Here is a 12,382-nt window from a genome sequence, read left to right as displayed (position 1 = left end):
GGCATTTTTATATCAACTATTTACGGTGACTACATTAATCGTTGTTAGCGTACCAGACATTGCCAGTGCGAGAGTCGTACCAGATAACATGACTTGTTAAATCAGGATCTTGGTTAAATCCTTCTTTTGTATAGGCATAAAAACACTTTGTTTTATACGGACCACTGCCATCCGCTAAGTTACCGTCGACACGCCGCGCATAAAAGTCATGGCTTTCTGCTTGGTTAAATACCTGAGTGGCAGTAAGAGAGGTAACTAAGATAGCCTCAAATAATAATGAACAGGCTGGTTCACCGATACCGATATTATACGGTGCTTTGAAAGCTACATTTTTATCGGTGCCGATAGGGAAACCGACGTCATTAAAATCCACTTCGCCATTAGCGTAGTTAGGGAGATTGACTTGAGGGGAGTTTGCGCGTCCTTCAATAGCCCACTTCTGCTGCCCAAAATTAATGGCTTGCTGAAATTCGGCTGCGACGCCTTTAAGCATTGATTCTCTAGCATCAGAACTGACAGTTAAAAATCGCGGCGCAGCAACAACTGCTAATACCGCGACAATAACAATAATGACGGCTAGCTCAATCAGCGTAAATCCATTTTTGCTGAGTGACATAATTACCTTTGTTGTAAATGACTAACTGTTGGCTTTGTGTGCTTTCGGATTAGTTTTACAATCACCAGAAGCACAGCGGCCATATAAATATAGGCTGTGGTTGGTGAGGTTAATGTTGTATTTTTTAGCAATGGCGTGTTGACGCTCTTCAATGACTTCATCATTGAACTCAATCACAGCACCGCAATCAAGACAAACAAGATGATCATGATGTTGTTGAGTAGACAGTTCAAATACCGACTTACCACCTTCAAAGTGATGGCGAGTAACAATACCAGCATCATCAAATTGGTTTAATACTCGGTAAACCGTCGCAAGGCCAATTTCTTCACCGATATCAATCAGTTTTTTATACAACTCTTCGGCACTAACGTGCTGACAACCGGGTTGTTGTAGAAGCTCTAAAATTTTTAGGCGTGGAAGGGTGACCTTCAACCCTGCTTCCTTTAGGGCTTTATTGTTATCTGGCATGTACATTCCTTTAAAATTGAGCCGTACTCTGTTTACTATTATATGGGAAGGAAAGAAAACAATAAACCATGGACTTATTGTGTCTTTTATCTTTTGCTAATAAAACAGAAGGATATCACTAATACTAGAAGGTATTTGTTAGGTTTTGTCACATTAATTAAATGATCAGAGATTTTCTACGATTGGTATAAATAAACCGTTAAACTAAAAAAGGGGCCTAAGGCCCCTTTTATTGACATTATTCAATGAGATTAGTCTTCTAATTCAGCAAGGCACATCTCTGAGTGAATTTGGTCAACCCAAGTTTTTACACGTTGGTCTGTTAGTTCTGGTTGACGATCTTCGTCGATACAAAGTCCAATGAAGTTGTCATCATCAACAAGTGCTTTAGAAGCTTCAAACTCGTAACCTTCAGTTGGCCAGTAACCAACGATAGTGCCACCTTTAGCTTCAACCACATCACGCACGGTACCCATTGCATCACAGAAGTACTCAGCATAATCTTCTTGATCACCACAGCCAAAGATCGCAACCAGCTTGGTGCTAAAATCAATGCCTTCTAACTCAGGAAGAAAGTCATCCCAATCACATTGAGACTCACCGTAATACCAAGTTGGGATACCAAGTAGCAATAAATCGAAGTTATCAATATCTTCTTTGCTGCTCTTTGCGATATCTTGAACGTGAACCAGTTTTTTACCGAGTTGTTTTTGAATCATCTTTGCAACAGCTTCTGTATTACCAGTATCACTGCCGAAGAAGAGACCTACACTTGCCATAAAATCAGTACCTATAATTGGATGTAATAGGGGCCTTTTGCCTATATTTACGCTATAAACCGGTGCCTTCCCAAGAGAGTTGAATAATCCCCTTGGTGACAAAACCAGCACAACCTAAAAATAGTACAAGCCATACGATACGGCGACCAAAGGGAGGGACATTACCCTCTTTTAGGACGTCTTTGATTGCAAGACCGATGAGTAAAAATACGGAAGCAAACAGCAAATCAAGCCCAATGGACTCAATTTGATTGATGTAGTCGTACAGCATGGCATCCCTTTATGCTTTATCAATCGCGAAACTATATCATAACCGAGTTGCTTGTGTTTACCCTCGTATTCAATTTTGTGCGATAAACTTGCGAATAGTTCTCAGTACCATGTCTGGTTTCTCTGCATGCAGCCAATGTCCAGTATTGGAAATGATATGCGCTTTAGCGCAGGGGAATTGCTGCATAATCGCTTTCTGATCCTTTTGTTGGATGTAATCAGAATCGCCACCCTTAATAAAGAGGGTAGGTAAAGAATTAGCAGAAAGTGGCTCCCAGCCCATAATTTGTAAATATTGGTCATGTAACGCGAGATGGTTAAAACGCCAATCTAAAGTATCGCCATTTTTATACAGTGATTTGCTTAAAAACTGCCTGACACCATCTAACTCTATGTGCTGCGCTAATAGTGCCATTGCCTCACTGCGCAGTTTCGGTTTTTGTTTGGCGACTTCTTGGATGCCTGCGAAGACATTGCTATGTCGATCAACGTGATAGGCGACAGGTGCCATATCGAGCACGATCAATTGTGTAAATAATTCAGGCTTTAATGAAGTTAGCGTCATGGCAACTTTACCACCCATAGAGTGGCCAACTACCGCGATATCGCTAAGCCCAAGATCATTGATGAGATTGAGTATGTCATTCGCTTGGGCTGCATAAGTGTGCTGGGATAAATGCGGTGAACGGCCGTGATTGCGTAAGTCGACACTGATCACTTGATGATCGCTTTCAAGATCTCTGGCAAGCAGGCCTAGGTTATCTAAACTACCGAACAAACCGTGGATTAACAGTATAGGTTGACCACTACCTTGGATCTTATAGTGTAACTGGCTCGACATTTTCTCCATTTCCTTTTGCTTTCCGTAGAGACTTGCTCAATAACTGGGTATAATCTGAAGCAGTTTAAACTAATAAGATTGTGAAAAGCGAATGAAAACCATCGAAGTTGACGAAGAACTGTATAGATTTATCGCGAGCCGTACCCAACGTATTGGAGAGAGTGCATCCGATATCCTACGACGTTTACTCGATGTGGATGGTGTCGCTAAGCAAGAAGCTAAGCCAGATGAAACCTCATCTATAGAAGAACCCACTGGCGCGGCAACACCTATCATCGTGGGTAAACCAACCCAATCTATCGATCCAATTAAGCAAATTCGCAGTGAGTTAATCTCTGATGAGTTTGCCGCGCTTGATAAGGCTATCGATAAATTTATGTTTGTATTATCCGCTCTTCATCGAATAGATAAAGACGGATTTGCAGAAGCAACCCAAGTAAAAGGGCGTAAGCGCGTTTACTTTGCAGATAACGAAGCGGTACTTTTGGCAAGTGGCACTACGACCAAACCAAGAGCAATTCCCGGGTCTCCTTTCTGGGTCATTACCAACAACAACACCAGCCGTAAACGTCAGATGGTTGATCAGTTGATGGTAAGGATGTCCTTCCCTGCAGAGTTAATAGAGCGAGTTACTCGCTCCATCTAAATTTAAGGCTTATACCCACTGATATCGTAACGATTCGTGGGTATTTTAATATTTAAGAACTATAAGAAAGGAACGTCATAATGGCTATGCATCCTCGCGCCGGGCAAAAGGCTCAGCAAGAAGATCTTCACAACATCCCCCAGTTAGTGGCTAATTACTACTTGCTTCAACCAGAAGCAGGAAATGCAGCTCAAAAAGTCGCATTTGGTACCTCAGGGCACCGTGGTAGTGCAGATAAAGTAACATTCAATGAAAACCACATTTTGGCGATTGCTCAAGCGGTTGCTGAAGTGCGTGCAAGCAAGGGTGTCACAGGACCACTGTTTGTCGGTAAAGATACTCACGCATTGTCAGAGCCGGCATTTTCTACCGTTGTCGATGTACTGGTTGCCAATGGTGTTGAGGTTATTTGTCAAGAAGATGAAGGCTACACACCAACACCGGGTATCTCTCACGCTATTTTGACTCATAACCTAGTTAATGATGCAAAAGCGGATGGTATTGTTATCACACCTTCGCATAACCCACCGCAAGATGGTGGTATTAAATACAACCCGGTACACGGCGGTCCAGCTGAAGGTGAATTAACCAAAGCGATTGAAGATCGTGCTAATGACATTATTTCAGCCGGTCTTGTGGATGTGAAGCGTGTTGGTATTGCACAGGCAAAAGCCAGTGACTTCTTTATCGAGAAAGATCTTGTTGCGCCTTATGTTGCCGATCTCGTCAACGTTGTTGATATGCAAGCTATCCAAAAAGCAAATTTACACCTTGGTGTTGATCCACTTGGTGGTTCTGGTATCGATTACTGGCGTCAAATTCAAAAAGCATACAACCTAGATTTAACGCTAGTGAGTGAAGCCATTGATCCTAGCTTCCAGTTTATGTCTTTAGATAAAGATGGCGCGGTACGTATGGACTGTTCTTCGCCGTATGCAATGGCCGGTTTATTGGCACTTAAAGATGATTACGACCTAGCATTTGGTAACGACCCTGACTATGACCGCCATGGTATCGTAACCCCTGCTGGCTTAATGAATCCTAACCATTTCCTAGCAGTGTGTATTGATTACCTATATCGTCACCGTGAAGGTTGGGGCGCAGATGTTGCTGTCGGTAAAACACTGGTATCAAGTGCGATTATTGACCGCGTTGTGGCCGATCTTGGTCGTGAACTGTGCGAAGTCCCTGTGGGCTTTAAATGGTTTGTTGATGGCTTATATGAAGGTAAGTTTGGTTTTGGCGGCGAAGAAAGTGCAGGCGCATCTTTCTTGCGTAAAGACGGCACGCCTTGGGCAACAGACAAAGATGGCATCATCTTGTGTCTACTAGCTGCTGAAATTACTGCGGTAACGGGCAAAAACCCACAGCAGTACTACAACGAGCTTGCGGCTAAACACGGTGAGTCTAGCTACAACCGTATTCAAGCGGTGGCTAACGGCCCACAAAAAGATGTACTGACTAAGCTTTCAGCTGAAATGGTGACTGCTGATACGTTAGCAGGGGATGCAATTACTGCTCGTCTAACTCATGCACCAGGTAACGGCGCTGCTATCGGTGGCCTTAAAGTGACAACAGCGAACGGTTGGTTTGCTGCGCGTCCATCTGGTACTGAAGAAATCTATAAGATTTACTGCGAAAGCTTTAAAGGTGCCGAGCATCTAAAGCAAATCGAAACTGAAGCACAACAGATTGTGAATGATGTCTTTAAGGCTGCGGGTTTATAATAAAACCCGATATAGCCTTATGAATAAAGCCCCATTTTACCTTCGCGGTATATGGGGTTTTTTAATGGCGAGAGTCGGCCAGAGCTTGTCTGCTTAAACGCCTGTTTGCTTTTCTTGTTTGCAGATGCTCAAAAAGAGTCACGATAAGAATTGGGGTAAATAACATCAACAAAAAAACTAACAATGCTTCAACTAATTGTGCCATGTGAGTTCCTAACCAAGCTCGTGTTTGAATGTCAAATGACTGTATGCCTAAGTGGGTACTAGTTCAATATGAGCCTAGAAGCGTGCAAGCAATCTGATTAACTTGAGGGAAATACATTAGTTGTTGTTTTTATTGGGTTTTTATCGAAGCCTCTTACATTTCTCATGAATGTGAAATCACTGTTTTAACAATTACTTAGCCGTTATTAGGCCAATTATTAGCCACTATAAACCAAAATCGTCCGGACTCACTTTGGCAGTGGATAATGTTTTGCTTAAAATCGGTCACCTGCGCTGAAGAATCTTGTCTTCCTATTGCCCAGCAAGACTTATTGAGTTGAAAAAGCTTTTCTTTAATTTGACTGGCCTGGCTTTGATAACACCAAAAACCTGTAACTCGCTTGGAGTTAATTAATTGTCCTGCACAATGAGTGGGAATATCGGTCTCAGAGAAAGGATTGATATACAACCGACCTTGCAGCAGTAGATGCTGTAATAGATGTTGCCATTGCGGAAACTGCTGAATAAAAGTGTCAGTTTCAGTATGCTTTAACTGATGATTTAACATGTGATTCAGTTTTTTATCTAAGCGGTCTATGGCGTTAGGCCCGTACCATTTATCCTCATGGAATAAGTAAAACTTAATCGCGACTTCCCAGTGTTCCGCTTTTGTTTGTCCATGATGCAAAATAAAATCTAATTCACCAATGGTTCGTCCATTGTCATTGAGCTGAAGCTCGGTCTCACACACAGAAAAATCAGGATGGTGCTCAAAAAGCTTCTGGCACAGATATTGATAAATAAACCCTAAACGGGAGTTACCATCATAGTCAGATAGGCTATCAAGGCGTATTTGCTCAAAGGGTAACTGCTCCACAATAACGTTATCTTTAGCTCTGTCTTTATTATCGCTACAAAATAGAGGCGCTGTGGTCGCAATCCAGCGTGCAAATTGGGTTAAAATTGCTGAATCAACGGTATAATTAGGCATAGATAACGGTCTCTATCGGCTAGACGAGCAAAGGTTTGTTTGTTTAACTTGCTACATATCACAAGTATTTTCAAATGTTTGGAACAAAAATGAATAATTTAACCCTGCAACGAATTCTCAATGACAAGTTATCACCGCAGCTTATTAAAGATTATGCACCAAATGGCCTTCAAGTTGAGGGCGCGCAAATTATTAAAAAGATAGTGACCGGTGTGACCGCCTCTCAAGCATTAATCGATAAAGCGATAGAGCTTAATGCCGATGCATTATTGGTTCATCATGGTTATTTCTGGAAGGGTGAACCACAGCAAATTGTCGGTATGAAAGGTCGCCGCATTCGTTCTCTGATAAAAAATGACATTAACTTATATGGCTATCACCTCCCTTTAGACATTCATCCTGAACTGGGTAATAACGCCAAGCTTGCGCAGTTACTTGATATTGAAGTAGAAGGTGGGCTTGAAGGGCATGCTCAATCAGTGGCGATGTATGGTCGACTGAGTAAGCCGGTAACAGGGGCTGAGTTTGCGCAGCGTATTGCCACTGCATTAGATCGCGAGCCTTTGCATATTGCGCCGCAGATGCAAGATAAGTTAATCGAAACAGTAGGTTGGTGCACAGGTGGCGGGCAAGATTACCTTCAGTTAGCCGCAGATAATCAGTTAGATGCCTTTGTATCTGGTGAGATTTCAGAGCGCACTACGTTTGTGGCGCGTGAACAAGATATTCATTATTTTGCCGCTGGTCATCATGCAACGGAGCGCTACGGAATTAAAGCGCTAGGGGAGTGGCTTACACAAGAACACGGACTTGATGTAACCTTTATTGATATAAATAATCCGGTATAAACTAAAAGGCTTGAACCGAGGTTCAAGCCTTTATCATAGGTACTTTTGCAAAGTTATCGACTATTCACGTTCGTGAAGAGGCTTAAATTCACGCTTAGTTTCACCGGTGTAAAGCTGACGCGGACGACCAATACGGTTGTGTGGATCGCTGTGCATTTCGCTCCAGTGAGCAATCCAGCCCACAGTACGAGAAATAGCAAAGATTACGGTAAACATAGACACCGGAATCCCAATCGCTTTAAGAATGATACCAGAGTAGAAATCTACGTTCGGGTACAGTTTCTTCTCAACAAAATACTCATCAGACAGAGCAATTCGTTCTAGCTCCATTGCCACATCCAGTAGAGGATCGCTGATGTTAAGCTCGTCGAGCACTTCGTGACATGCTTCACGCATAACCGTTGCACGAGGGTCGTAGTTTTTGTAAACACGGTGACCAAAGCCCATAAGACGGAAAGGATCATCCTTGTCTTTTGCTTTAGCTACGTATTCTTCAATCTTATCGACACTGCCAATCTCTTCTAACATGCGTAGACATGCTTCGTTAGCACCGCCGTGAGCAGGTCCCCACAAAGAAGCGATACCCGCTGCGATACAAGCAAATGGGTTTGCACCAGAAGAGCCAGCAAGCCTAACGGTAGACGTAGACGCGTTTTGCTCATGGTCGGCATGCAGAGTGAAAATCTTATCCATTGCACGGCCTACAACAGGATTAACTTCATACTCTTCGCAAGGGTTTGCAAACATCATATGTAGGAAGTTTTCTGCGTAACTTAGGTCATTACGTGGATAGATAAACGGTTGACCCACAGTGTATTTGTAACACATAGAGGCAAGCGTTGGCATTTTCGATAATAGTCTAAACGCGGCGATTTCACGGTGTTTATCGTTATTGATATCCAGTGAATCGTGATAGAAGGCCGCTAATGCACCGACTACTCCACACATGATTGCCATTGGGTGAGCATCACGGCGGAAGCCATGGAAAAAGCTTGCGATTTGCTCATGTACCATAGTGTGGCGCGTAACAATTTGCTTAAAGTCGTCATACTTTTCACGAGTAGGCGCTTCACCATAAAGAAGGATGTAACATACTTCTAAATAGTCCGCATTATTCGCTAATTCATCAATTGGATAGCCGCGGTGTAATAAAATTCCAGCATCGCCATCGATGTAAGTGATTTGAGATTCACAAGACGCGGTGGCTAGAAAACCAGGGTCAAAGGTGAAATACCCTTGGCTTCCTAATGTACGAACATCGATCACTTCTGGGCCATCTGTTCCCTTCATAATCGGCAATTCGATAGGCGCTTGACCCTCTATCGTAAGAGTCGCTTGCTTATCTGCCATAACATTCTCCTTTGTTATTTATATTCCATCTTGATTCAATGGTGCACCAAATTTGTACTGTTGTTCGGCCTAGAAGTCAATTTATATAGCCTTTTGTGTGCACTTGTTGGCGTTTCTATAAGTAGAAATGATAAAAACTAGGCCTGTGTGGCATTATTTGTTAATAATATTGTATTAGTATGTTAACGGTCGTATAGTGGCGCTGAACTTAATGCTATATCCTTGATTTCACTCTGTGAATTAAGTTTTATTAATGAGAGTTAGATCAAGTTTATTAGTGATTAAAGCGACAAAACATTAGTGGGAAGCTGAAGTTATAATAGCTTTTGTTAAAGTTCTGCTAAAAACGCCCAAATGTTGACTATTTGTAACTGCTCAAAGGAGCTGAGTGAGCACACTGTGAACAAGAAAAAAACGAGACCTGTCAATCTGGATCTGCAAACGATTCATTTCCCTATTACTGCCATCGCTTCGATCCTACACAGGGTATCTGGTGTTATCACCTTTGTCGCTGTAGGAATCTTGCTTTGGTTACTTTCTATCTCCCTATCATCACCGAAAGGATTTATGGAGGCGGCCAGCTATGTTGACGGCTTCTTTGTTAAATTCATTTTGTGGGGAATACTCACTGCACTTTTCTATCATATCGTCGGTGGTATCAGACATCTTTGCCAAGACTTAGGCTATTTTGAAGAACTAGAGAGCGGCGCTAAAAGTGCGCAAATCTCCTTCATTGTGACTGGCGTATTAGCAATCGTTGCGGGAGTCATCGTATGGTAAATAACGTTTCTTCATTTGGACGTAACGGCGTCCATGATTTTCTGTTAGTTCGTGCAACGGCAATTATTCTTACTCTATACACTATTTACCTATGTGGTTTCTTACTGCTGGCAGGTGATGTGAGTTATATGGAGTGGACTAATTTCTTCGGTGGACTATTCACCAAGATCTTCACCATGCTCGCACTGCTGTGCATTCTTATCCATGCTTGGATTGGATTGTGGCAGGTACTGACCGATTACATCAAACCAGCACTCCTGCGCGGTAGCTTACAGTTACTGCTTGTCGCGGTGCTGTTTGGTTATTTCTTCTCTGGCCTATTTATTCTTTGGGGGGCATAAATGACGATTCCAGTTCGCGAATTTGACGCAGTAGTCATTGGTGCTGGTGGTGCAGGCATGCGTGCAGCACTACAAATATCTGAGCAAGGTTTAACTTGCGCATTGCTATCAAAAGTATTTCCTACTCGTTCACACACTGTTTCTGCGCAAGGTGGTATCACCGTAGCGCTTGGCAATGCTCATGAAGATCATTGGGAACAGCACATGTACGACACCGTTAAAGGTTCCGATTACATCGGTGACCAAGATGCGATTGAATATATGTGTAAAAATGGACCTGAATCAGTAATTGAGCTTGAGAAAATGGGTTTGCCGTTTTCTCGCTTTGACGATGGTTCTATCTATCAGCGTCCTTTTGGTGGCCAATCTAAAAACTTTGGTGGTGAGCAAGCCGCTCGTACGGCAGCAGCCGCTGACCGTACCGGTCATGCATTATTGCATACGCTTTATCAGCAGAACATCAAACACAAAACCACGATTTTTTCTGAGTGGTATGCCCTTGATCTGGTTAAGAATGATGAAGGTGCCATTCTTGGTACTACCGCACTATGTATGGAAACTGGTGAGGTTTGTTACTTTAAAGCGAAAGCAACTATCTTAGCCACTGGCGGTGCAGGGCGTATTTATGCCTCTACAACGAATGCACACATCAATACCGGTGATGGTGTTGGTATGGCCATTCGTGCCGGTGTTCCTATGCAGGACATCGAAATGTGGCAGTTCCACCCAACGGGTATAGCAGGCGCTGGTGTTTTGGTGACCGAAGGTTGTCGCGGAGAAGGTGGTTATCTTCTTAATAAAGACGGCGAGCGCTTCATGGAGCGTTACGCACCTAATGCTAAAGATTTAGCCGGTCGTGATGTTGTTGCGCGTTCAATGATGATTGAAATTCGTGAAGGTCGCGGCTGTGATGGTCCTTGGGGTCCACATATTAAGCTAAAACTTGATCACCTTGGCAAAGACACCCTTGAATCGCGTTTGCCTGGTGTCTGTGAATTATCACGCACCTTTGCCCACGTTGATCCGGTTAAAGAGCCAATCCCGGTTATCCCAACATGTCACTACATGATGGGTGGCGTACCGACTCAGGTTTCTGGACAAGCAATTAAGCAAACCGAAGATGGTACAGATGTGGAAATCCAAGGCTTATTTGCCTGTGGTGAAATCGCTTCTGTTTCCGTGCATGGCGCGAACCGTCTTGGTGGTAACTCACTACTAGATTTAGTGGTGTTTGGCCGCGCAACCGGTCTGCACCTTGGCGAAACTTTGCAAAAGCAAGCTGAAGCAAAACCTGCGACAGAGGAAGACATTGCCCGTTCATTAGAGCGTTATAACCGTTGGGAAAACAGTACCGAAGGTGAAGACCCAGCTCAAATCCGCAAAGATTTGCAGCAGTGCATGCAAAATAACTTCTCTGTATTCCGCGAAGGGGATGCAATGGCTAAGGGTTTAGAAGAGCTTAAAGTGATTCGTGAGCGCCTAAATAATGCCTACCTTTCTGATAAATCGACCGAATTTAATACTCAACGCATCGAATGTCTTGAGCTAGAGAATTTGATGGAAACGGCATTTGCAACCGCAGTTGCTGCTAATTTCCGTACAGAAAGTCGTGGTGCACATGCTCGCTTTGACTACCCAGATCGTGATGATTCACAGTGGCTATGTCACTCGCTTTACAATCCTGAAACGGAAAGTATGTCTAAGCGTGGTGTGAACATGGAACCTGTTCATCGTGAAGCATTTCCACCGAAAGCTAGAACCTATTAAGGGAGCGAGATATGAACCTCAATTTCTCTGTCTATCGCTATAACCCAGATGTAGACAGCAAACCTTATATGAAGCAGTACTCCTTAGATGTGGAAGAAGGCTCGGACATGATGGTGCTTGATGCACTGATCTTGCTTAAAGAACAAGATCCGTCTCTTTCTTTCCGCCGCTCTTGTCGTGAGGGGGTGTGTGGTAGTGATGGTTTAAATATGAATGGTAAGAATGGATTGGCGTGTATCACGCCACTTTCTGCTCTTAAAGGCGATTCGCTGATCATTCGTCCATTACCAGGCTTACCAGTTGTTCGTGATTTGATTGTCGATATGACTCAGTTTTATGATAACTACACAAAAGTGAAGCCGTTTTTGATTTCTGATGGCGAATTACCACCATCAAGAGAACATCATCAGTCTCCGGAAGAGCGTGCACACCTAGATGGTTTGTATGAATGCATTATGTGTGCATGCTGTACCACATCGTGTCCTTCTTTCTGGTGGAACCCGGACAAGTTTATTGGACCGGCGGGTCTTTTAGCAGCGTATCGCTGGTTAATTGATAGCCGAGATACCGCAACTGATGAGCGACTCAGCAATTTAGACGATGCATTTAGTGTTTTCCGTTGTCATGGCATTATGAACTGTGTCAGTGTATGTCCTAAGGGGTTAAACCCGACCAAAGCGATTGGACATATCAAAACAATGTTGGTCAATCGTTCGGTTTAGATTATTGAAATTACGGGCTTTTCGGAGTT

15 protein-coding genes are annotated in these 12,382 nt (G+C 43.2%); 7 read left to right on the top strand and 8 right to left on the bottom strand.

The genetic code is table 11. The annotated features are described in order from the left end of the window. Positions 1-34: 34 nt before the first annotated feature. The 5 genes from A9260_RS14045 to A9260_RS14025 all read right to left on the bottom strand — a co-directional run bounded on the left by A9260_RS14045 (position 35) and on the right by A9260_RS14025 (position 2,977). Complete coding sequence (locus A9260_RS14045; protein WP_068699988.1) at positions 35-616, bottom strand: prepilin-type N-terminal cleavage/methylation domain-containing protein; 582 nt, start codon at positions 614-616, stop codon at positions 35-37. 21 nt (positions 617-637) lie between these two features. Then, positions 638-1,087 carry a ferric iron uptake transcriptional regulator gene (gene fur / locus A9260_RS14040; RefSeq protein WP_068699986.1) on the bottom strand — a complete coding sequence of 150 codons (450 nt, stop codon included), beginning with the start codon at positions 1,085-1,087 and terminating at the stop codon, positions 638-640. Positions 1,088-1,338: 251 nt separating this feature from the next. Next, on the bottom strand, positions 1,339-1,866 hold the full coding sequence (gene fldA, locus A9260_RS14035; RefSeq protein ID WP_068699983.1) for a flavodoxin FldA: 528 nt from the start codon (positions 1,864-1,866) through the stop codon (positions 1,339-1,341). A 52-nt stretch (positions 1,867-1,918) separates the two neighbouring features. Continuing rightward, the gene (locus A9260_RS14030; protein WP_068699981.1) at positions 1,919-2,137 is read right to left on the bottom strand and encodes a DUF2788 domain-containing protein; all 219 of its coding nucleotides are present in this window, start codon (positions 2,135-2,137) and stop codon (positions 1,919-1,921) included. A 69-nt stretch (positions 2,138-2,206) separates the two neighbouring features. Beyond that, on the bottom strand, positions 2,207-2,977 hold the full coding sequence (locus A9260_RS14025) for an alpha/beta fold hydrolase (RefSeq protein WP_068699978.1): 771 nt from the start codon (positions 2,975-2,977) through the stop codon (positions 2,207-2,209). A gap of 91 nt (positions 2,978-3,068) precedes the next feature. Here A9260_RS14025 and seqA point away from each other — a divergent pair, with 91 nt between their 5' ends. Continuing rightward, entirely contained in the window at positions 3,069-3,623 is a 555-nt protein-coding gene (seqA, locus tag A9260_RS14020; RefSeq protein WP_068699976.1) for a replication initiation negative regulator SeqA, read from the top strand. 80 nt (positions 3,624-3,703) lie between these two features. Continuing rightward, positions 3,704-5,350: a phosphoglucomutase (alpha-D-glucose-1,6-bisphosphate-dependent) gene (gene pgm, locus A9260_RS14015; protein WP_068699974.1), complete on the top strand. Its 1,647-nt coding sequence runs from the start codon at positions 3,704-3,706 to the stop codon at positions 5,348-5,350. Between the two features lie 61 nt (positions 5,351-5,411). Here pgm and A9260_RS16970 read toward each other — a convergent pair whose 3' ends face one another. Both A9260_RS16970 and A9260_RS14010 read right to left on the bottom strand, forming a co-directional pair. Next, positions 5,412-5,555 carry a hypothetical protein gene (locus A9260_RS16970; RefSeq protein ID WP_156684064.1) on the bottom strand — a complete coding sequence of 48 codons (144 nt, stop codon included), beginning with the start codon at positions 5,553-5,555 and terminating at the stop codon, positions 5,412-5,414. 195 nt (positions 5,556-5,750) lie between these two features. Continuing rightward, positions 5,751-6,545 carry a DUF1853 family protein gene (locus A9260_RS14010; protein WP_068699972.1) on the bottom strand — a complete coding sequence of 265 codons (795 nt, stop codon included), beginning with the start codon at positions 6,543-6,545 and terminating at the stop codon, positions 5,751-5,753. Positions 6,546-6,634: 89 nt separating this feature from the next. On the opposite strand from A9260_RS14010, the gene A9260_RS14005 reads away from it, so the two are divergent. After that, positions 6,635-7,393 carry a Nif3-like dinuclear metal center hexameric protein gene (locus A9260_RS14005; RefSeq protein ID WP_068699969.1) on the top strand — a complete coding sequence of 253 codons (759 nt, stop codon included), beginning with the start codon at positions 6,635-6,637 and terminating at the stop codon, positions 7,391-7,393. A 60-nt stretch (positions 7,394-7,453) separates the two neighbouring features. Here A9260_RS14005 and A9260_RS14000 read toward each other — a convergent pair whose 3' ends face one another. Next, on the bottom strand, positions 7,454-8,743 hold the full coding sequence (locus A9260_RS14000; protein ID WP_068699967.1) for a citrate synthase: 1,290 nt from the start codon (positions 8,741-8,743) through the stop codon (positions 7,454-7,456). A gap of 354 nt (positions 8,744-9,097) precedes the next feature. Between A9260_RS14000 and sdhC the strand changes: the two genes are divergently transcribed. The 4 genes from sdhC to A9260_RS13980 are packed head-to-tail and all read left to right on the top strand — an operon-like array spanning position 9,098 to position 12,353. Continuing rightward, on the top strand, positions 9,098-9,523 hold the full coding sequence (sdhC, locus tag A9260_RS13995) for a succinate dehydrogenase cytochrome b556 subunit (RefSeq protein ID WP_068699965.1): 426 nt from the start codon (positions 9,098-9,100) through the stop codon (positions 9,521-9,523). Next, a complete protein-coding gene (sdhD, locus tag A9260_RS13990) occupies positions 9,517-9,864 on the top strand; it encodes a succinate dehydrogenase, hydrophobic membrane anchor protein (RefSeq protein WP_068699963.1) in 348 nt (115 codons plus the stop codon). The genes sdhC and sdhD overlap by 7 nt, the downstream gene beginning before the upstream one ends. Beyond that, positions 9,865-11,631, top strand: coding sequence for a succinate dehydrogenase flavoprotein subunit (sdhA, locus tag A9260_RS13985; RefSeq protein WP_068699961.1), 1,767 nt, complete (start codon positions 9,865-9,867; stop codon positions 11,629-11,631). Positions 11,632-11,642: 11 nt separating this feature from the next. Beyond that, the gene (locus A9260_RS13980) at positions 11,643-12,353 is read left to right on the top strand and encodes a succinate dehydrogenase iron-sulfur subunit (protein ID WP_068699959.1); all 711 of its coding nucleotides are present in this window, start codon (positions 11,643-11,645) and stop codon (positions 12,351-12,353) included. Positions 12,354-12,382 lie beyond the last annotated feature (29 nt).

Origin of the sequence: Vibrio sp. UCD-FRSSP16_30 (assembly GCF_001676025.1) — a bacterium.
Lineage (GTDB): Bacteria > Pseudomonadota > Gammaproteobacteria > Enterobacterales > Vibrionaceae > Vibrio.
The sequence above is the reverse complement of the archived record's forward strand: the minus strand, read 5'-3'. Positions and strand labels throughout refer to the sequence as shown.

Coding starts and splice junctions, on each gene's coding strand:
- A9260_RS14045 (WP_068699988.1), bottom strand. CDS start 616: ATGTCACTCAGCAAAAATGGATTTACGCTGATTGAGCTAGCCGTCATT.
- fur (WP_068699986.1), bottom strand. CDS start 1,087: ATGCCAGATAACAATAAAGCCCTAAAGGAAGCAGGGTTGAAGGTCACC.
- fldA (WP_068699983.1), bottom strand. CDS start 1,866: ATGGCAAGTGTAGGTCTCTTCTTCGGCAGTGATACTGGTAATACAGAA.
- A9260_RS14030 (WP_068699981.1), bottom strand. CDS start 2,137: ATGCTGTACGACTACATCAATCAAATTGAGTCCATTGGGCTTGATTTG.
- A9260_RS14025 (WP_068699978.1), bottom strand. CDS start 2,977: ATGTCGAGCCAGTTACACTATAAGATCCAAGGTAGTGGTCAACCTATA.
- seqA (WP_068699976.1), top strand. CDS start 3,069: ATGAAAACCATCGAAGTTGACGAAGAACTGTATAGATTTATCGCGAGC.
- pgm (WP_068699974.1), top strand. CDS start 3,704: ATGGCTATGCATCCTCGCGCCGGGCAAAAGGCTCAGCAAGAAGATCTT.
- A9260_RS16970 (WP_156684064.1), bottom strand. CDS start 5,555: ATGGCACAATTAGTTGAAGCATTGTTAGTTTTTTTGTTGATGTTATTT.
- A9260_RS14010 (WP_068699972.1), bottom strand. CDS start 6,545: ATGCCTAATTATACCGTTGATTCAGCAATTTTAACCCAATTTGCACGC.
- A9260_RS14005 (WP_068699969.1), top strand. CDS start 6,635: ATGAATAATTTAACCCTGCAACGAATTCTCAATGACAAGTTATCACCG.
- A9260_RS14000 (WP_068699967.1), bottom strand. CDS start 8,743: ATGGCAGATAAGCAAGCGACTCTTACGATAGAGGGTCAAGCGCCTATC.
- sdhC (WP_068699965.1), top strand. CDS start 9,098: ATGTTGACTATTTGTAACTGCTCAAAGGAGCTGAGTGAGCACACTGTG.
- sdhD (WP_068699963.1), top strand. CDS start 9,517: ATGGTAAATAACGTTTCTTCATTTGGACGTAACGGCGTCCATGATTTT.
- sdhA (WP_068699961.1), top strand. CDS start 9,865: ATGACGATTCCAGTTCGCGAATTTGACGCAGTAGTCATTGGTGCTGGT.
- A9260_RS13980 (WP_068699959.1), top strand. CDS start 11,643: ATGAACCTCAATTTCTCTGTCTATCGCTATAACCCAGATGTAGACAGC.